At 48.0% G+C, this 18,640-nt stretch carries 17 protein-coding genes; 13 read left to right on the forward strand and 4 right to left on the reverse strand.

Features of this window, described 5'->3' with window-relative positions:
* The first annotated feature begins 8 nt into the window (after window positions 1-8).
* The 4 genes from DW096_RS13955 to DW096_RS13970 all read left to right on the forward strand — a co-directional run bounded on the left by DW096_RS13955 (window position 9) and on the right by DW096_RS13970 (window position 7,421).
* Window positions 9-1,223: a clostripain-related cysteine peptidase gene (locus DW096_RS13955; RefSeq protein ID WP_016274368.1), complete on the forward strand. Its 1,215-nt coding sequence runs from the start codon at window positions 9-11 to the stop codon at window positions 1,221-1,223.
* A 178-nt stretch (window positions 1,224-1,401) separates the two neighbouring features.
* Window positions 1,402-3,873 (forward strand): FAD-dependent oxidoreductase, encoded by a 2,472-nt coding sequence (locus DW096_RS13960; RefSeq protein WP_117866342.1) that lies wholly within the window; start codon window positions 1,402-1,404, stop codon window positions 3,871-3,873.
* Between the two features lie 11 nt (window positions 3,874-3,884).
* Entirely contained in the window at window positions 3,885-4,241 is a 357-nt protein-coding gene (locus DW096_RS13965; protein WP_005831273.1) for a MarR family transcriptional regulator, read from the forward strand.
* A gap of 282 nt (window positions 4,242-4,523) precedes the next feature.
* Complete coding sequence (locus tag DW096_RS13970; RefSeq protein ID WP_305000177.1) at window positions 4,524-7,421, forward strand: bifunctional fucokinase/fucose-1-phosphate guanylyltransferase; 2,898 nt, start codon at window positions 4,524-4,526, stop codon at window positions 7,419-7,421.
* 6 nt (window positions 7,422-7,427) lie between these two features.
* On the opposite strand, the gene rlmH is transcribed toward DW096_RS13970, so the two are convergent.
* Window positions 7,428-7,901 carry a 23S rRNA (pseudouridine(1915)-N(3))-methyltransferase RlmH gene (gene rlmH, locus DW096_RS13975; RefSeq protein WP_005831223.1) on the reverse strand — a complete coding sequence of 158 codons (474 nt, stop codon included), beginning with the start codon at window positions 7,899-7,901 and terminating at the stop codon, window positions 7,428-7,430.
* A 94-nt stretch (window positions 7,902-7,995) separates the two neighbouring features.
* Between rlmH and DW096_RS13980 the strand changes: the two genes are divergently transcribed.
* The 9 genes from DW096_RS13980 to DW096_RS14020 all read left to right on the forward strand — a co-directional run bounded on the left by DW096_RS13980 (window position 7,996) and on the right by DW096_RS14020 (window position 14,931).
* Window positions 7,996-8,388 carry a DUF4783 domain-containing protein gene (locus DW096_RS13980; RefSeq protein WP_005832276.1) on the forward strand — a complete coding sequence of 131 codons (393 nt, stop codon included), beginning with the start codon at window positions 7,996-7,998 and terminating at the stop codon, window positions 8,386-8,388.
* On the forward strand, window positions 8,381-9,229 hold the full coding sequence (nadC, locus tag DW096_RS13985; protein ID WP_117866338.1) for a carboxylating nicotinate-nucleotide diphosphorylase: 849 nt from the start codon (window positions 8,381-8,383) through the stop codon (window positions 9,227-9,229). Before DW096_RS13980 ends, nadC begins: the two co-directional genes overlap by 8 nt.
* A 230-nt stretch (window positions 9,230-9,459) precedes the next feature.
* On the forward strand, window positions 9,460-10,170 hold the full coding sequence (locus DW096_RS13990) for a hypothetical protein (protein ID WP_005832272.1): 711 nt from the start codon (window positions 9,460-9,462) through the stop codon (window positions 10,168-10,170).
* Window positions 10,171-10,176: 6 nt separating this feature from the next.
* Window positions 10,177-10,881: a hypothetical protein gene (locus DW096_RS13995; protein ID WP_016274373.1), complete on the forward strand. Its 705-nt coding sequence runs from the start codon at window positions 10,177-10,179 to the stop codon at window positions 10,879-10,881.
* A 50-nt stretch (window positions 10,882-10,931) separates the two neighbouring features.
* Window positions 10,932-11,540 carry an RNA polymerase sigma factor gene (locus tag DW096_RS14000; protein ID WP_005831214.1) on the forward strand — a complete coding sequence of 203 codons (609 nt, stop codon included), beginning with the start codon at window positions 10,932-10,934 and terminating at the stop codon, window positions 11,538-11,540.
* Entirely contained in the window at window positions 11,527-12,627 is a 1,101-nt protein-coding gene (locus DW096_RS14005; protein ID WP_120028778.1) for an outer membrane beta-barrel protein, read from the forward strand. Before DW096_RS14000 ends, DW096_RS14005 begins: the two co-directional genes overlap by 14 nt.
* Window positions 12,628-12,646: 19 nt before the next feature.
* Window positions 12,647-13,204, forward strand: a complete 558-nt coding sequence (locus DW096_RS14010) for a DUF4943 family protein (protein WP_009038260.1) — start codon at window positions 12,647-12,649, stop codon at window positions 13,202-13,204.
* Between the two features lie 35 nt (window positions 13,205-13,239).
* Entirely contained in the window at window positions 13,240-13,902 is a 663-nt protein-coding gene (locus DW096_RS14015) for a DUF4858 domain-containing protein (protein ID WP_016274375.1), read from the forward strand.
* Between the two features lie 78 nt (window positions 13,903-13,980).
* Complete coding sequence (locus DW096_RS14020) at window positions 13,981-14,931, forward strand: nitronate monooxygenase family protein (protein ID WP_005831206.1); 951 nt, start codon at window positions 13,981-13,983, stop codon at window positions 14,929-14,931.
* Between the two features lie 92 nt (window positions 14,932-15,023).
* Here DW096_RS14020 and gadC read toward each other — a convergent pair whose 3' ends face one another.
* From gadC to glsA, 3 genes are all read right to left on the reverse strand, one after another.
* Window positions 15,024-16,610 carry a putative glutamine/gamma-aminobutyrate antiporter GadC gene (gene gadC, locus DW096_RS14025; RefSeq protein ID WP_005832260.1) on the reverse strand — a complete coding sequence of 529 codons (1,587 nt, stop codon included), beginning with the start codon at window positions 16,608-16,610 and terminating at the stop codon, window positions 15,024-15,026.
* 103 nt (window positions 16,611-16,713) lie between these two features.
* Window positions 16,714-17,457 carry a potassium channel family protein gene (locus DW096_RS14030; protein WP_005832258.1) on the reverse strand — a complete coding sequence of 248 codons (744 nt, stop codon included), beginning with the start codon at window positions 17,455-17,457 and terminating at the stop codon, window positions 16,714-16,716.
* A gap of 109 nt (window positions 17,458-17,566) precedes the next feature.
* On the reverse strand, window positions 17,567-18,532 hold the full coding sequence (glsA, locus tag DW096_RS14035; RefSeq protein ID WP_005831199.1) for a glutaminase A: 966 nt from the start codon (window positions 18,530-18,532) through the stop codon (window positions 17,567-17,569).
* Window positions 18,533-18,640: the final 108 nt, after the last annotated feature.

An 18,640-nucleotide genomic window follows, 5' to 3' on the forward strand; every position in this document is an offset into this window, starting at 1 on the left:
TTTCAAGTATGAAAACAAAACTATATCTTCTTTTTTTCTTCGTTTTCCCCTTGTTCATGTCGGCGTGTCGTGGTGATGACCCGATGCCTGATCCTCCGGTTGATGGGAAACGTACTGTGCTGGTATATATGGCAGCGGATAATAGTATAAATCCATTGGCTAGCTTTACGGATGGGGATTTGGAGGAATTGAAAGCTGGGATGGCTTCAATTGATAATACATCTGATATGCATTTATTGGTGTATATAGATACGGGATTTCCTCGTTTGATTGAAATTGAAAATAAAGGTGGTACTGTTGTTGAAACAATAGTCAAAGAATACGAAGATAGAAATTCATGTGGAGTAGCTGAGACACAAGAGGTATTCAATGATGTGTTTGGGAATTCTTTATATAAAGCGGAAAGTTATGGTTTGATTTATTGGTCGCATGGGGAAGGATGGATACCTACTCCATTGCCTTCTACTCGCTGGATAGGAAATGATAAGACTGGAGGAGGGCATTATATGAATATTGAGGACTTGAAATCGGTATTACAGAATGCCCCTCATTTTGACTTTATTATGTTTGATGCTTGCTTTATGCAGTCGGTGGAAGTCGCGTATGAGTTGCGTGATTGTTGCGATTACTATATTGGTTTCCCTGCTGAGAATCCAGGTCCAGGTGCTGCCTATGATAGAATGTTTCCATTTATATTTCAGAAAGGTGCAGCGGTAGAAATGGCTATTGGGACTTTTGCTGCTTATGATGAAATTTATACTGGAAAAATAGGGAGTAATAGCAATTGGACAATGGGTACTGCTATAGATGTGCTGAAATCTTCTGAGCTTGAGAACTTAGCTGCTGCTACAGCAAATGCTTTGTCGGGAGTGACAGCAGATAGGGAAGTTCTTCGATCATCGGTCTTTGATTATGATCAGCGTAAAGTAGGATCGTCTTATTATGTAGGCTATTATGATTTCGTAGAAATGATGGAAAAACTTGTTGTGGATGAAGTTGTCTTGGATGAATGGAAGCAAGCATATGATGCAGCTTCTGTCTGTTGGAAAAAAACGCCAATGATTTATTCGATGTCTGTTGGTATGTTCTCCATGAAGCGGGCAAATGGGGTTAGCCATTATATACCTTCCACTGCCACTTCTGCTGCTGCTCAAGCTGCTAATGCCGCTTATCGTTCTACTTCATGGTATAGTGCTGTCGGTCTTGCTCGGCTTGGTTGGTAAGCTTATAAAAACTTGCATACTGAACGGATTATTATAGGTGTAAAAACTTGTAATAATCCGTTTTTTTATGCCTATTCTTATTAAAAATGAGTCTTTTAATAATATTTTCCTTTGGAAATTATGTTTTATTGAAAATAACTCTTTTCTTTGCATCATCAAACTTAAAAAACGAAGAATTATGAAATATGTAATCATTGGCGGTGTAGCAGGTGGAGCCACGGCAGCCGCCCGACTGAGAAGAGTGGACGAAATGGCTGAAATCCTTTTATTGGAGAAAGGCCCTTACATCTCGTATGCTAATTGTGGTTTACCTTATTATATAGGTGGAGTGATAGCAGAGCGCGAGAAGCTGTTGGTACAGACACCCGAATCTTTCGGCAAGCGCTTCCGCATTGATGTGCGTGTGCAGAATGAAGTAATCGCCATCCATCCCAAAAACAAGACCGTTACCATACGCAATGCGGAAGGCAAGGAGTACGATGAAAGCTATGACAAACTTTTGCTTTCTCCCGGTGCTAACCCCGTGAAGCCCCCCTTGGAAGGCATTAATTCCGAAGGCATCTTCACGTTGCGCAATGTAGAAGATACCGACCATATCAAGGCTTATATCTCGGACAAGCAGGTGAAACGCGCCGTGGTGGTAGGTGCCGGTTTCATCGGATTGGAAATGGCGGAGAACCTGCATCATGCCGGTGTTCATGTGTCTGTAGTCGAAATGGGTAATCAGGTGATGGCGCCTATCGACTTCTCTATGGCGGCACCTATTCATCAGCATCTGTTGCAGAAAGGTGTCTCCCTCTATCTGGAAGAAGGCGTAACCCACTTCAAGCGTACGGACAACGGAATCACCGTATTCCTGAAAAGCGGAAAGGCCATTCCTGCCGATATGGTGTTACTCTCCATCGGTGTGCGTCCTGCCACTGCATTGGCGCAACAAGCCGGCTTGAAACTGGGCGAGATGGGCGGTATCTGGGTAGACGAACACTTGGAGACTTCCGAAAAAGACATCTATGCTGTGGGCGATGCCATCGAATATCCTCATCCGCTGACCGGAAAGCCCTGGCTCAATTATCTGGCAAATCCTGCCAACCGCCAGGGACGTATCGTTGCTGATAATATGGTGTTTGGCAATACTGTTTCCTACGAAGGAGCTATCGGCACCTCCATTGCCAAAGTATTCGACATGACGGTAGCCTCTACGGGCCTTGCAGCCAAACGCTTGAAGCAGTGGGGCATGGAATATCAAAGCTCGGTGACTCACTCGGCATCTCATGCCGGTTACTATCCGGATGCCCTGCCTTTGACCTTGAAACTGACTTTCCATCCCAAAACCGGTAAACTCTATGGTGCGCAATGTATCGGTTACGAGGGAGTGGACAAGCGAATCGACCAGATAGCCGGACTCATCAAGCGGGGTGGCACAGTCTACGATTTGATGGAGACGGAGCACACGTATGCGCCTCCTTTCTCCTCGGCCAAAGACCCCATCGCTATTGGCGGCTATGTAGCATCGAACATTATCAGCGGTGCTATGCCTGTCATCTCTTGGCGCGAGCTGGTAGAAGAGAAGGATAAAGTGATGCTGATAGATACCCGTACGCCCGAGGAATTCTCTTTCGGCACCATTCCGGGAGCCGTCAATATTCCGTTGGACGAAATGCGCGAACATTTGGCAGAGATACCTACAGACAAGCCGGTAGTGCTTTTCTGTGCTGTGGGTCTGCGCGGTTATCTGTCCCTGCGCATCCTGATGGGGCGCGGCTATCGCAATGTGCGCAATCTGATAGGTGGTTATAAGACCTACTCCACGGCAACAGCACCTCTGCCGTTTCCATCTGCTCCGGCAGGCGGCGGCTCTTCTTCTTCGGTAGAGGCTGCTACTGATGATGTTCCTGCGGATGCATCAGTGTCCAAGAAGGAAACGTTGAAGATAAATGCTTGCGGTTTGCAATGTCCGGGACCTATCATGCAGGTGAAGAAGGCGATGGATAGCATTGCTGAGGGTGAGCGTGTGGAGATTGTGGCTACCGATGCCGGTTTTGCCCGCGACGCTTCTGCCTGGTGCGATACAACGGGAAATAAATTGATAGAGAAGCATGACGAGAAAGGACGCTATACGGTAGTCATCGAGAAAGGTGCTCCGGCTTGTACATCTGCTTCCAATGTTTCCGCAGCCAGGGGTAGGGGAAAGACGCTGATTCTGTTCAGTGACGACCTGGACAAAGCGCTGGCAACCTTCGTACTAGCAAACGGAGCAGCGGCAACGGGACAGAAAGTAACCATTTTCTTCACCTTCTGGGGACTGAACGTCTTGAAGAAAGTGCAGAAACCCAGTGTGCAGAAGGACTTCTTCGGCAAGATGTTCGGCATGATGCTGCCGTCCAGCTCTTTGAAACTGAAGTTGTCGCAGATGAATATGTTTGGCATGGGCAGCCGCATGATGCGCTTCTTGATGAAGCGCAAGGGAGTGGATTCTTTGGAGTCGTTGCGCTCGCAGGCATTGGCGCAGGGAGTGGAATTCATTGCTTGCCAGATGTCTATGGATATGATGGGCATTCGGCACGAAGAACTTCTGGATGAAGTAACCATCGGCGGCGTGGCTACCTATATGGAACGTGCGGACAAGGCAAATGTGAATTTATTTATATAGGAGGACGAGATATGGAGACTTTATGTAAAATCCGTGATGTTTATCGGGCTATTGCCGAGTTCGAGGTGCAGTTTACGCAGATGTATGATTTATCGCTGAATGAAGGAATGCTGTTGTGCACGCTGCTCAATACTCCTAAGCTTACCTCCAGTGAGATAGCCGAGGCACTGGGTTTGTCTGCCTCCAACACTTCAAAGGTCATTCGCTCTGTCGAGGGAAAGAAGCTCATTACCCGTCTGATAGGTAAGGAAGATAAGCGTCAGATGCGTTTTTCTCTTACGACAGAAGGCAAGAACCGGATTTCGGATATTAAGAATGCTACTTTCGAATTGTCGGGGTTGTTGCAGCAGGTAGTTAGCCTCGTATAGTTTTGTGTAAAAGCGAATTAATATCGTGTTTGCAGGAAGTTAATATCCTGCGGACACGATATTTGTTTTTTGTATGACACGTTGTTAACTTCTTGTGCGACATGTTGTTGGTATCGTGTATTGCACGCTATTAATTGTTTGTATCCTTTATAAATCGCCTATATACTCAGTCGTATTTCCGTAAAGGAACACAAGCTTGATACCAAAGAAATAAATTGAAACTTTCTATGTCAATTGCCCAATATTGTTTTACTTTGCTCTTAAATAGTAAGCAATACAGCGATTGATATGCAGAAATTATTGTCTTTGCCGCCTAATCTGGTGTCGGCATTCTATGAACTGGAAAATGTAGACCGTACGGAATGGTTTTGTACTTCCGACCCGGTGGGAATGAAACTTGGCTCGGGAGGGGGAACTACCTGGCTCTTGAGAGAATGGCAGAAGGAACGGGAGCGGGCGCATCTGGCAGAGGAGCCTATTCCAACAGAGAAAAGCCTTCCAGCAGAGAAGCGTATTCTACTGCATGCCGGAGGACAAAGCCGTCGTTTGCCGGGATATGCACCGTCGGGCAAGATACTGACCCCGATTCCGGTGTTCCGCTGGGCGCGTGGACAAAAACTGGGGCAGAATTTATTATCCCTCCAACTCCCACTTTACGAAAAGATTATAGAGCGGGCTCCCGAAAGACTACGTACGCTGATTGCCAGTGGTGACGTATATATCCGTGCGGAAAAGCCGCTTCAAGAGATTCCCGATGCAGATGTGGTGTGCTATGGACTGTGGGTAGACCCGTTGCTCGCCACACATCATGGTGTGTTTATCTCGGACCGGAATCAACCGGAATCCTTGGATTTCATGCTTCAGAAACCCTCTCTGGAAGAATTGGAAAACCTCTCCAAGACACATCTCTTTTTAATGGATATCGGCATCTGGCTATTGAGCGACCGGGCCGTTGACTTGCTGATGAAACGTTCGCAGAAGGCAGATGGGGCTTTGGACGTGGATACGCCATATTCCGACTTGAAATACTATGACTTGTATGCTGACTTTGGCTTGTCCTTAGGAAATCATCCCCGTATTGAGGATGAAGAGCTGAATAGCCTCTCCGTCGCCATATTGCCTTTGCCCGGAGGCGAATTCTACCATTATGGAACAAGCCGCGAACTGTTGTCTTCAACCGTCACCTTACAGAATAAGGTCTACGACCAGCGCCAGATTATGCACCGGAAGTTGAAGCCCAATCCGGCCATCTTTGTGCAGAATGCAGAAGTGCATCTCCCCCTTACTCCGAAGAACGACAGTCTTTGGATTGAAAACAGCTTTGTTGGAGCTTCTTGGCGGCTGGGGGCACGGCAGATTATCACGGGTGTTCCCAAGAATGACTGGAGGCTGACCATTCCAGACGGTATCTGCATTGATATAGTTCCGCTTGCCGACCAGCGCTGGGCAGTACGCCCCTATGGTTTTGACGATACTTTTAAGGGGGATATTCGGGATGAAAAGACACTGTTCCTTGGGATGTCGTTTTCGGAATGGCTGGTCGAACGGGAATTGTCGGTGGAAGACATCACCGGCAGAAAAGAGGACCTGCAGGCTGCTGCCATCTTCCCGGTTGTGGAAGATAAAGAGCAGATGGGGACAGTGCTTCGATGGATGGTTTCCGAACCGGGCTTGACGGAAGGAAAGGCTGTCTGGCTGGAAAGTCGTCGGTTGTCCGCCGACGAAATTTCAGCACAAGCCGACTTGCGTCTGCTGTATGCACAGCGGGAGAGCTTCTGCAAAGGAAACTGGGAAGTGCTGGCACGCAACCATGCAAAGAGTGTATTCTATCAACTCGACTTGATGGATGTGGCCGGTAAATTCCATAAATTCGGCATTGACAAGCCGGAAGTGTTGCCGACAGATGCCTCGCTGATGCAGCGTATCCATAACCGGATGCTGCGTGCACAGATTGAGAAGCTGGACGGAAGGGACTTCAAGGCAGACGAGCAGGCCGCATTCAGCTTGTTGCGCGAAGGATTGCTGACCGATTTGTATGAACGCAAGAGCAGTCCTCGCCTGAATGTGTATAGTGACCAGATTGTATGGGGGCGTAGCCCCGTACGCATAGATATGGCGGGAGGATGGACGGACACTCCGCCTTACTCCTTGTTTGCCGGTGGGAGTGTGGTGAATATTGCCATTGAACTGAACGGGCAGCCGCCTTTACAAGTGTACATCAAACCTTGCGCGGAGCATCGCATCGTGTTGCGCTCCATTGATATGGGAGCCATGGAGGTGGTGAATACTTTTGAGGAATTGCAATCCTATTGCATGATAGGTTCCCCCTTTTCCATTCCCAAAGCAGCATTGGCGCTGGCCGGGTTTGTTCCGGCTTTTTCAGAAACGGCTTATCCTTCGCTGGAAAAACAACTGGAAGCCTTCGGCACAGGTATAGAGATTACATTGCTTTCTGCCATACCTGCAGGTTCCGGTCTGGGCACAAGCTCCATTTTGGCTTCTACTGTCTTGGGTTCATTGAGTGACTTTTGCGGACTGATGTGGGATAAGAACGAAATATGCCGCCGTACGCTTGCCCTGGAACAGTTGCTGACGACCGGTGGCGGTTGGCAAGACCAATACGGTGGGGTATTGCAAGGCATCAAACTGTTGCAGACGGAGGCTGGATTTGCCCAGCAGCCATTGGTACGCTGGTTGCCCGAGCATTTGTTTACCCATCCGGAATACCGCGATTGCCATCTGCTGTATTATACGGGCATTACGCGTACAGCCAAGGGCATCCTTGCAGAAATAGTACGCTCCATGTTCCTCAACTCTTCCCTGCACCTGGGGTTATTAGAAGAGATGAAAGCACATGCCTTGGATATGGCCGAAGCCATTCAACGGAATGACTTCAAGAGTTTCGGAACACTGGTAGGCAAGACATGGATGCAGAAGAAGGCACTGGACAGTGGAACAAATCCTCCTGCTGTAGAGGACATCATCTGTCAGATAAAAGACTATACCTTAGGATATAAACTGCCGGGAGCCGGTGGGGGAGGTTATCTGTATATGGTGGCTAAGGATCCGCAGGCAGCCCTGCGCATCCGTGAGACCTTGACGCTGAATGTACCGAATCCGAGAGCCAGGTTCGTAGAAATGTCACTCTCGGATAAGGGATTCCAGGTGTCGCGGAGCTGAAATTCATCATTCATGATGATACGGCCCCCCGTTCAGTATGGTCATCGCCCGGTAGAGTTGCTCCACAAAGATGAGGCGCACCATCTGATGGGAAAAGGTCATGCGTGAGAGGGACATCTTCTCGTGTGCCGCTTCGTACACTTTGGGGGAGAATCCGTAAGGGCCTCCGATAATAAATACCAGCCGTTTGTTCACGGTATTCATCTTGCGCTTCATATAGTCTGCAAACTCTATGGAGCGCATTTCTTTTCCACCTTCGTCCAGCAGTACGACCACATCTCCCGGCTGGAGAGCTTTCAATATCAGTTCCCCTTCCTTTTCCTTCTGCACTTCCATGGAGAGGCTCTTGGTGTTTTTCAGTTCGGGGATGACTTCCATCTCGAATGAGAGATAACGCTTGGTACGTTGCACATAGTCGTTGATGGCTGTTATAAAGTGTTGTTCTACAGTTCGTCCTACAACGAGCAGAGTAGTTTTCATACTGGTTCTGTTTTGATTAGCGCACAAATTTAGCATTTTTTTATTGTATTTTGAGACAAATGCTTACCTTTGCCTATCATAAATACTTGTGAAAATGAAAAAACGGGTAATCTTTTTGTTGACCGGTCTCTTCATTTGGACGTCTGTGCTGCTGGCCCAGAATGTTCCCGAGGGAGTGATTGGAGCCTTCAAGGAAGGAAACTCTCAGGAGCTCAACAAGTATCTGGGTGACAAGGTCGATTTAATCATTCAGAATAAGTCGACCCACGCCGATAAGCGGACGGCAGAGGGCACAATGGCTGCTTTCTTCTCCAACCACAAGGTCGGCAGTTTTAATGTGAACCATCAGGGGAAGCGCGATGAGTCCGGTTTCGTCATCGGTACCTTGATGACCGCAAATGGAAACTTTCGGGTGAATTGTTTCTTCAGAAAAGTACAGAACAAATATGTCATACATCAAATAAGGATAGATAAAACAGATGAATAAGGAAGAAGAATTGATTGACAGGCTGATAGACCTGGCTTTCGCCGAAGATATAGGCGATGGAGACCATACAACCCTTTCGTGCATTCCTGCTACGGCAATGGGCAAATCCAAACTGTTGATAAAAGAACCGGGCATCCTGGCCGGTATCGAGATAGCAAAGGAGGTGTTCCGCCGTTTCGATCCTACCATGAAGGTGGAAGTGTTCATTAATGACGGTACAGCCGTAAAGCCGGGTGATGTGGCCATGATTGTGGAAGGCAAGATACAGTCTTTGTTGCAAACGGAGCGTCTGATGCTGAACATCATGCAGCGCATGAGTGGCATTGCCACCATGACACATAAGTATGCCGAGCAGCTGAAAGGTACGAATACCCGTGTACTCGATACTCGCAAGACTACTCCGGGCATGCGTATCCTCGAGAAAATGGCAGTGAAGATCGGTGGCGGTGTAAACCACCGTATCGGCTTGTTCGACATGATTTTGCTGAAAGACAACCATGTGGACTTTGCCGGAGGCATCGACAAGGCCATCAACCGTGCCAAGGAGTATTGCAAGGAAAAAGGCAAGGACCTCAAGATAGAAATAGAAGTGCGCAACTTCGACGAATTGCAGCAAGTGCTCGACCTGGGCGGCGTAGACCGTATCATGTTCGACAACTTCACCCCGGCAATGACAAAGAAGGCTGTGGAGATGGTAGGCGGCCGCTATGAAACGGAATCTTCCGGCGGCATCACGTTTGATACGCTCCGCGACTATGCCGAATGCGGTGTGGACTTTATTTCCGTAGGAGCTTTGACGCACTCTGTGAAAGGATTGGACATGAGCTTTAAAGCATGTTGACAAAGGCGGAAAGTATTATTGCAGAATAATAAGGAAAGCCTCTCATAAAGAATGCTGCATTACGGCAGATTTATGAGAGGCTTTCTATTGGTAACCAGCAAAGTAGTGGTTCTTGGAAAAACAGATGGTGTATCGGGGTGAAGCAGATGGTCTGTTGGGGACGGATAGATGATGCGTTTGGCTATAACGGATGATGTGTTTCAGAGTAATGGATAATAGCGTAGGAAGATATGAAAAACATAACATGGAATAAAGTAAAAACAACTGTCAAAGATTGGCAAGTGGGAGACTACATCCGGCAGACTTCCATTGTGGTGATTGGCGTACTGATTACTTTTGTCGGTAGTGAGTTGGTTACTCAAAACTCCGAGAAAAAGGATATTCAAGCCACCATGTCGCTGATTAGGGATGAACTGAAAAGTAACCGGGAAAATTATAAGAGTATCGTTTCAGAGTTTAGAGAGGATGAACGTCTTTCCAGCTTATTGGTGGAGCATGACTTAAAGCATCGGACGATACCGGAAGATTCATTGATACAGTTCCGCTTTCTTATGGGGCATATCCGCAGTTTTTATTATAGTCAGAATGCATTGGATATACTTAAAAACTCCATGTTGATGCAGAAGATTTCAGATAAAGAGCTACTGTTGCAGTTGACCGGAATCTATGAGGTATTGGATGGATTTAGGGCGACTATGAATGGCTATTACGATATGAAGGACGAAATTATGGTTCCTTTCCATTTGGCATTGACTGACGAACAGACGGACCAGATAAATCGTGGAGGATATGAGGCGTGGGATATTTACTTGTCGGACAGGTCGGTACGGAACTTTGTCAGGGTAGCGCGGAACTATTTTACGCCGGACTATGTAGAACGTGTGGGAAAACGTATAGACGAGGCAATACAAGCGCTTGAGAAAAAGTATCATTTAGAATGAAAAGATATGGGAAAGACAAGCTTTAACAGGTTGAACCATAAGATAAAAAGCTGGCGCATAGGTGATTATTTCCGTCAGTTCAGTATTGTGGCTGCGGGCATCATTGTCACTTTCTGGGGAAACGACCGGATTACCGAGAACGCCCGCCAAAAGGAAGTGCGTGCTACGATGCAGCTGATAACGGAAGAGTTGGAATATAATAAGCAGGAGCTCCGTAATATAAAGCACTTGTTGGATATTGACATACACATGAGTCTGCTGTTGAAGGAACATGATATGGATGTATCCAAGATACCGACAGATACTCTGTGGAAGTATGGCAAGCTTTTCAATAATATGGATGAATTCTCTTATAGGACAGATGCGCTGGATGTGCTGAAAGGTTCTTCATTGATGCAGTATATACCGGACAAACGTATGTTGCAGGATGTATTGCAGACTTATTTTGAGTTGGGCAGGAAACAGAGGGATGTCGGTGATTACTATGCAACGAAAACAGATGCTCTTATGAGTGCTGCCATGTCCAGGGAGTTGGCGCATGTTTTTGATGGTGACGACAGTCTTCGGGACCAGGCCTTGTTTCTTGTGCAGTATAAGAAATTTATCAATTACGTCAACATGGTTCCCGGTTTTCTGTATTGGCATGAATTTGATGAATTGGATGAAAGGCTGGCCAAGCAGATTCAAGTATTGAAAGCCAAATATAAGTAATCTCCGTTCTTTAACATCTTTTTATATTTAATTCAGCAGCATTTTCAAAAATGCTGCGTCTAACTAACAAACGACGCGAAGAGGCGTCCGTAAAACGAGCACTGACATTGGAAAATGAGATAGAACTGATTGAGGGCTGCCGGGCAGGAAAGGATTCCGCCCGAAAGGAATTATACACCCTCTACTCCAAGCAGATGCTGGCGGTATGTTACCGCTATACGGGCGATGTCGATGCGGCCCATGACGTATTGCACGATGGCTTCATCAAAATTTTCACCCACTTCACCTTCCGTGGCGAATGTGCATTGAGTACCTGGGTGACAAGGGTAATGGTGACGCAGGCGATAGACTACCTGCGGAAACAGCAACGTTTCAGCCAACTGGTGGTGAATGAGGAACAATTGCCCGACATTCCGGATGAAGCAGGCATTGCCGAAACCGGAGGCCGTATTTCCGAAGAAATGCTGATGGCGTTCGTGGCGGAACTTCCCGATGGATGCCGTACTGTATTCAACTTATACGTCTTTGAGGAGAAATCGCACAAGGAAATAGCCGAAATCCTCCACATCAAAGAGCATTCGTCTACCTCGCAGTTGCATCGTGCTAAGTGTTTGTTGATAAAAAGAATTAAAGAATATACTGAATATGAGAGAAAATGATGAAATAACCGGTTTGTTCCGCAGTCGTCTTGCCGGTGCAGAGATGACAGTGCGGGAGGACTTCTGGGAAGGGTTGCAACGTGACTTGCCGTCACCGGTTGCCGCAAAAGGCAGGAGGCCGCTTTTTCTTTCTCCGAGGTTTCACCGCGTAGCCGCAGCCGCCTCTGTTGTATTTGTACTGGGAGCTGCTTCTGCCGCTTTCTGGTATTTCTCTCCGAAAGAGGAAATCAAGGAGGCCTTTACACAAGTGGCGGCCATGACGCCGGAAGGCAACTTGAACGGGGATGTGGTGCAGGAAAGTTTTCCCTCTATCCATCAGGCCAACCCCGTGGCACAAAAGCCCGGTACACAGCATCCCGCCAACGGCATTCCGGCAGGATTGACGGCGCAGGCCGATGAGGATGAATCCGTGTCTGTCCATGTTTCCATCCGGATTACTCAACGGGTGTACGGAAACCAGCAGCAGCCGGGAAACGGTTATTACAGTAACGGAACTCCGGCCGGAAACGGGAACTACCATTCAAATCCTGGCCATAAGGATGCTGATATAGATAGAATGCTGCCATCTTCTGAGGAAGAACCGGCAAAGTCTGTGGCTGTATCGCCGTCCAAGCCCCGTAATTGGGCGTTGAAAGCAGGCATCGGCACTTCCCTGCCGAAAGGGAATTTCCATATGCCGTTCACGGCCGGGGTAAGCGTGGAACGCCGTTTGAACAAGTATTTCTCCTTGGAAGCCGGTCTTCAGTATAATTGCTTGGATGGTGACCATACGTTGCATACGCTGGGAATTCCGGTAAGGCTGAACATGATGCTGGCCAGTACGCCGAAAGTGGATTTCTATGCTATGGTAGGTGGAGTAGCCGAGAAATGCATTGCAGGTGCTCCGGACAATGGTTTCGGTGCAGAGCCGGTACAGTTGTCGGTTGCTGCCGGAGTAGGGGTACGCTATAAAATGAACAACCGTTTTGCCTTGTTTGCAGAGCCGTCTGTATCCCATCATTTCGATACGGACTCGCAGACAAGAACCTTGCGTACGGAACGGCCCACCAATCTGAATCTGTTGTGCGGCGTGCGCATGACTTATTAATCTTAAATACCATACAAATATGAAGACTCTATACAATAAATTACATATATTCGGGCAGACTATGCTGCTCGTATTCTTTACTCTTTCTGTTCTCTCTTTGGGCTCTTGCAGCAAAGAAACGTTGGACTACAACCATCCGGATGTAGACTTGTTTGTCAAGCAGTTGAAGGCTGGCAAATATTCTACCCAAAGTCCGGATGGATTGAGTAACATGCCCAAGTTCACTTCCGAAGATATAGAGGAATTGCTGAAGTATGCCGAGGACTTGACGGTCATTCCCTCTTTCCCCCTGGCTCCGGTATCCTATTCGGCAGGTGGCAAGCTGCGTTTGGGCGAATGCATCCTGTGGACGGTAGAGACTATCCGCCTCGGGAACAATGCTTCGATGGGATGCAAGATGGTACATACGGATGCGGAGAATTATGAAGGTATCTATTTCCTTTCGGACGAAGAGGTGCTGGATGCCGCTTCGCGCTACCGCCGCTGGTGGGAAACCCGTAAGTATCCACGGACTATGTGGACGATTGATCCCTGCTATGACGAACCGCTTTGTGGCAGCGGATATATGTGGTGGTGAAATGTTTTTAGGGATTAAGTAATCAAAACTGTCAGGTGAAGATATCTATACTTGTTTGGGGGCTGCTCTGTGCAGTAGCCTTCCCTTGCTATGCCCAAAACTGGACCCCTCAGGACTCGTTGAGGCTGAACCGGTTGCTGAAGGGCGAGGGGGAGGTAAAACTGAATCCGGAGGTATTGCAGGAATTGGAAATGAACAATTCTCTGGGTACTCCGAAAGCGGTGATGGACAAGTCGTGGATGGATTTTGATAATTCATTGCCCGTCATGCCGAAAGCGCCCGAGAAAAAAGTGGTGCTTACCTTACGTCCTTATACAGCCAATACCAAATATAATTGGGACCCCATTTATCAGAAAAAAATCAAGGTAGACAAGGATACTTGGCGAGGAGATGAATTCTATGCACTTAAGATTCTGATGATTCCTACGAACTGGGCTAAACATCCGTTTGATGCCGGTCCGCGTGAGACGGTGGAGCAGATTGAAGCAACCGGTTTGCGTTACCGGGTGACGGAGCGGGCCAATAATATGGCTGTGGGCGGTTGGCAGGGTGCCAGTGGCGGTGGAATTTCCGGTTTAGACCTGATGACACCTTTTACCCGTGAGTTTTGGAATTTCAAAGGCCGCAAGCGCCGTGCCCGTACGCTGGAAGTATTGAAGGCGTATGGAGATTCGATAACTGTTTTGGAACAACAGTAATTTATCACTTTTTGTCAAATTTTGAACTTTCTTTCTCCTCTTCTTGTTTTCATTAGTAAACCTTTAAAAAAAGTAATAATGAACAGAGTGACTTCTCTATTTGGAATAAGATATCCGATAATTCAAGGTGGCATGGTGTGGTGTAGCGGCTGGAGACTTGCTGCTGCTGTAAGCAATGCGGGAGGGCTGGGCTTGCTCGGCGCAGGTTCGATGCATCCCGAAACGTTGCGGGAGCATATCAGGAAATGCCGTGAGGCTACGCATCATGCTTTTGGTGTGAATATTCCCTTGATGTATCCCCAGATAGAAGAGATAATGCAGATTGTGGCCGACGAGGGAGTGAAGATTGTATTTACATCTGCCGGCAGCCCGAAGAAATGGACTGGTTGGTTGCACGAGCGTGGCATCACGGTGGTGCATGTTGTTTCGTCCTCGCGTTTTGCCGTGAAGGCAGAAGAGGCGGGTGTTGATGCAATAGTTGCCGAAGGCTTCGAAGCCGGTGGGCACAATGGGAGGGAGGAGACTACCACCCTGTGCCTGATACCAGCTGTACGTGCAGTTACTACACTTCCGCTGATTGCCGCCGGTGGCATTGCAACGGGTGAGGCCATGCTGGCTGCCCGGGTGCTGGGTGCGGAAGGTGTGCAGATTGGTACACGCTTTGCCTTGACGGCAGAGAGTTCTGCAAACGAGGTATTTAAGGATTACTGCTTGCATTTGGAAGAAGGGGATACCCGTCTGCTTTTGAAGAAATTGGCTCCGGTGCGTCTGGTGCGCAATAACTTTCGCAGCGCCGTAGAGGCTGCTGAGGCTGTGGGAGCTTCAGAGGAAGAACTTCGTATCCTTTTAGGGCGTGGCCGTGCCAAACGTGGTATTTTTGAAGGTGACTTGGAAGAAGGGGAACTGGAAATAGGGCAGGTATCTGCCTTGCTGCATGGAAAGGGAGTGCAGTCTGTGGCGTCGGTCATGCAAGAGTTGGTGGAGGAGAGCAGAAGGGCGTGGGAGAGAATGCAGGAATTGGATTTCTGAATATTCCCTCTTCTGGTATCATATAACAATAAAAAAGGAATATTCCCGGTGATTTCGGGGATATTCCTTTTTTAGTTTCAACTTATAACCTTTTATCCTTTGGGGATATTGGTTGTGTCTTTTGCCGTATTTCCACTTGTGGCGGAATTACTTGTGCCATTGCTGCTGGCAGTGGCGCTACCGGTAGCCATATTTGTTGCACTTTTACCGGCTGTCTGCACAGCAGGTTGCTCTTCCCAATGGAACGGTTCAAAGCTACTGTTCGGGTCAACCCAGGACGGTTTCTTGGAAGCATAAATAATGAATGGGGCAATGACTACAATCAGCGCACCGATGATGAGCACGGAGAACCATACAGTGTTGCTGCCTGTTGAAATCTGGCTGGGTGGGATAAAGCTCAATACGAATGCCAGCAATGACCCGCAGAAACCAAGACCACCGATGAGCCACATCAATCCGTTGCCATTCTTGCCGATACGGAACGGACGGTTCAGCTTCTTCATCTTATAACGCAGCACGATGGCTCCGGAGAACATCAGCATATACATGATAAGATAGAGGACTACGGTCAACTGTGACAGAATCTGGTAGAAACTCTGTACGGAAGGCATGACTACGAACAGAAGGCTCAGTACGGTTACTGCACCGCCTTGTACATAAAGGATGTTCTTCTGTACACCCAGTTTGTTTGTCTTCTGGAAGAACGGAGGCATGTAGCCTGCTTTTCCTACGGCAAAGATACCTTTGGACGGACCGGCAACCCATGTCAATACACCTGCCAGCACCCCGAATGCCAGAGCAATGGCGATGATGGGTGACAGCCAGGAGGCGCGGATGTAATGGAAATAGTTATCGAAGCCTACAAGCAGACTCTGTGTCAGACTGATGTCTTTGGCCGGGATGATGATGCCCAGTGAGAAAGTACCGAGCACGAAGATGATAACCGTAATGGCCGCACCGATGAACACTGCCTTCGGATAATTCTTGGAGGGATTGTTCACGTCTTTTACGTGGATACCGCCCATTTCCATACCGGCATAGAAGAGGAAGATACTGGCAGCAAGCACCACGTTGTCGAAGTTCGTCAAGTCGGGGAAGAAGCTGCTGTGGAAATCCAGGTTGGAGTGTCCGCCGGTGGCAAGGTAGATAATACCCAGGATAATCAGCAGTGCGGCAGGGATAATAGTCCCGACCAGGCCGCCGACCTTTGCCACTTTACCTACCCAGCTCATGCCCTTCATGGAGATGAACGTAGCCAGCCAGTAGATGATGAGGACAACAACGAGCGAGTAATACTTGTTATTGGCCAGTGACATGTCGTGTACGTCGTTCATGCCGATGAAAGCAATGGATACGGCACCGAATGTCAATACGGTAGGATACCAGATTGTACTTTCAATCCATTGTACCCAGATGGCAAGGAAGCCCAGTTTTTTTCCGTAGGCTTCGCCCACCCAGCGGAACACACCGCCTTGCTTGTCTTGAAACATGGCAGCCAGTTCCGCGGCGACAAGTGACGTCGGAATCAGAAAAACAATGGCTGCAAATAAGTAGTAGAAGGCCGAACTCATTCCGTACACGGCCTCGGCAGGAAGTCCACGTAGGGATACTACTGCCGTCACATTCATGATTGCCAGGGTAAATACACCCAGCTTCACTGTTTGTTTAATATTTGCCATAAGTTAAGGTTTTAGATGAAAAATATATTCAAAATCAGCGTCTATAACAACACTTGGGGAGAGTTGTTCCCAACGGATAAGTGAAAGTTCCGGTTTTAACTATTCAGGAAGCGTCGGCTTTGGGCGCGGGCTTCTGTGCAACTTTCTTGTAGAACTCTTCTTTTTCCTTATTGCGCCGTTCGACCAGGCTCGTTACATACACTGTAAAGATAGGGAACATCATCATGCCCAGCGCAGCCAGCAGTACGGACAGTACCCGTCCGGTGGGAGTGACTGCTATGATATTGGAACCCACCGTCGTCACATCCATAAATGCCCACCATAAGGCGTCTCCATATCCTTTAACTAAAGGATTGGGACCATGCTCCATGACATAAAAGGCTAGACTGGAAAAATAGACAGTGGCCAGCAACATGGTAAGGTAGGAAACGAACAGTCCCGATGCGCGGTTGTACGTCAGCCAACCCACCACGATAGCCATGGCGTAACCACCCCGCACCAATGGGATGAAACGCAGCATATAGGTTATCTCGGGTGAGAAAGTCCATCCCATATAGGCAATGATGTTTTGATAGGGTATAGCTACCAGCAGGAAAATGAAATGCGTGGCCACGTAGTGACCCTTCTTCTCTGCCAGGAACCATTCCAATACAAAATCTGCCAGGAACAGGGCGCATATCCACAACTGTACTTTCATGTAGACCGACTGTTCGTAAAAGGGGATCCCCTTGAACGTGTCGACAGAGATGCTGATAACTAAAAATAGCGACAGTATCAATATAATGACATGCAGTATGCCATAGATACCTTTTTCCCGCAATACAAATTCTGATAGAGCCATTTTCATGATGAAGTCCATTATAAAGTCATAAGTTATGAGTTATAAGTCATTTGCTGATTACGGTGCCTACCAACAAATAACTCATAACCTATAACTCATAACTAAAAAGAGAAACTTATTCTGTAATCGTTACGTTATCACCGTTGAATACACCCAGGCCGAGCTTGTTCATGATGAACTTGATTGCCGATTGGGCCTTTACGGAGTTTCCCGCTTCGTCTAGGGGAGGAGCGAAGGCCGATACTCCCATGACACCGGGCAATACGGCCATTACACCACCGCCTACACCGCTTTTGGCCGGTATGCCGGCGGTGTACATCCAGTCGCCCGAATGCTCGTAGAAGCCTACGGTAGAAATCATCGACGTGATTTTCGGTGCCAGGCTGGCTTCGAACACCGTTTGTTTGGTGACGGGGTTCACACCGTTATTGGCGATGGTTCCTGCGGCAATGCCCAGTTGCTGGGCCGTGATGCCGAGAGAACACTGGCGAGTATAGAGGTCGAGAGCCATGTCCGGATCATCGTAGATGCGGTTGTAGTTTTTCAGCAGCCAGGCAATGGAGCGGTTGTTGAAGTTGGTAGCCGTTTCCGATTTGTACAGTTCGTCGATGAGTTGTGGGGCGGAGCCGCACAGCTCAGTGACATTCTGTACAATGGCATCCCATTTCTTGTCGGAGTTTCCCACTGGCTGTACCATGGAACAGGCGGAAATGGCACCGGCATTTACCAATGGAGTGGAAGGGTGGTCGTTTTCCAGCAAGATGGCGATGATGGAGTTGAACGGTAGTCCCGTGGCATCGGCACCTATCATGTCCAGCACTTTCTGCGCACCGTATTGGCGCAGGATAAGGATGGCTGTGTGTACCTTCGAGACGGACTCTATACCGAAACGATAGTCTGTGTCACCTATATTGATGGTCTGCCCGTTCATCAGGCAGATGCTGAGTCCGAATAGTTTGGAGTCTATGTTGGCAAGGTAGGGAATATAATCCGCATTCTTGCCTCCTGTGCTGCCCTTCACCTCATTGTAGGCTTCTTGGGCAACCTCCTTTATTTGTGAAATTGATATTTTCTTTTCCATAAACACGTTGTGATGTACGATTAGACGATGTACGATTTACGATTGAAATTACTCCTTTAAACGTAGTCCGTATCAAGAGAAACTCTAATCGTACATCGTAAATCGTTT

The organism is Bacteroides sp. AM07-18, from assembly GCF_003602695.1.
Classification (GTDB): domain Bacteria; phylum Bacteroidota; class Bacteroidia; order Bacteroidales; family Bacteroidaceae; genus Bacteroides; species Bacteroides uniformis.

Coding starts and splice junctions, on each gene's coding strand:
- DW096_RS13995 (WP_016274373.1), top strand. CDS start 10,177: ATGGGAAAGACAAGCTTTAACAGGTTGAACCATAAGATAAAAAGCTGG.
- DW096_RS14000 (WP_005831214.1), top strand. CDS start 10,932: ATGCTGCGTCTAACTAACAAACGACGCGAAGAGGCGTCCGTAAAACGA.
- DW096_RS13965 (WP_005831273.1), top strand. CDS start 3,885: ATGGAGACTTTATGTAAAATCCGTGATGTTTATCGGGCTATTGCCGAG.
- gadC (WP_005832260.1), bottom strand. CDS start 16,610: ATGGCAAATATTAAACAAACAGTGAAGCTGGGTGTATTTACCCTGGCA.
- DW096_RS14020 (WP_005831206.1), top strand. CDS start 13,981: ATGAACAGAGTGACTTCTCTATTTGGAATAAGATATCCGATAATTCAA.
- DW096_RS14030 (WP_005832258.1), bottom strand. CDS start 17,457: ATGAAAATGGCTCTATCAGAATTTGTATTGCGGGAAAAAGGTATCTAT.
- rlmH (WP_005831223.1), bottom strand. CDS start 7,901: ATGAAAACTACTCTGCTCGTTGTAGGACGAACTGTAGAACAACACTTT.
- DW096_RS13955 (WP_016274368.1), top strand. CDS start 9: ATGAAAACAAAACTATATCTTCTTTTTTTCTTCGTTTTCCCCTTGTTC.
- DW096_RS13960 (WP_117866342.1), top strand. CDS start 1,402: ATGAAATATGTAATCATTGGCGGTGTAGCAGGTGGAGCCACGGCAGCC.
- DW096_RS14005 (WP_120028778.1), top strand. CDS start 11,527: ATGAGAGAAAATGATGAAATAACCGGTTTGTTCCGCAGTCGTCTTGCC.
- glsA (WP_005831199.1), bottom strand. CDS start 18,532: ATGGAAAAGAAAATATCAATTTCACAAATAAAGGAGGTTGCCCAAGAA.
- DW096_RS14010 (WP_009038260.1), top strand. CDS start 12,647: ATGAAGACTCTATACAATAAATTACATATATTCGGGCAGACTATGCTG.
- DW096_RS13990 (WP_005832272.1), top strand. CDS start 9,460: ATGAAAAACATAACATGGAATAAAGTAAAAACAACTGTCAAAGATTGG.
- nadC (WP_117866338.1), top strand. CDS start 8,381: ATGAATAAGGAAGAAGAATTGATTGACAGGCTGATAGACCTGGCTTTC.
- DW096_RS13980 (WP_005832276.1), top strand. CDS start 7,996: ATGAAAAAACGGGTAATCTTTTTGTTGACCGGTCTCTTCATTTGGACG.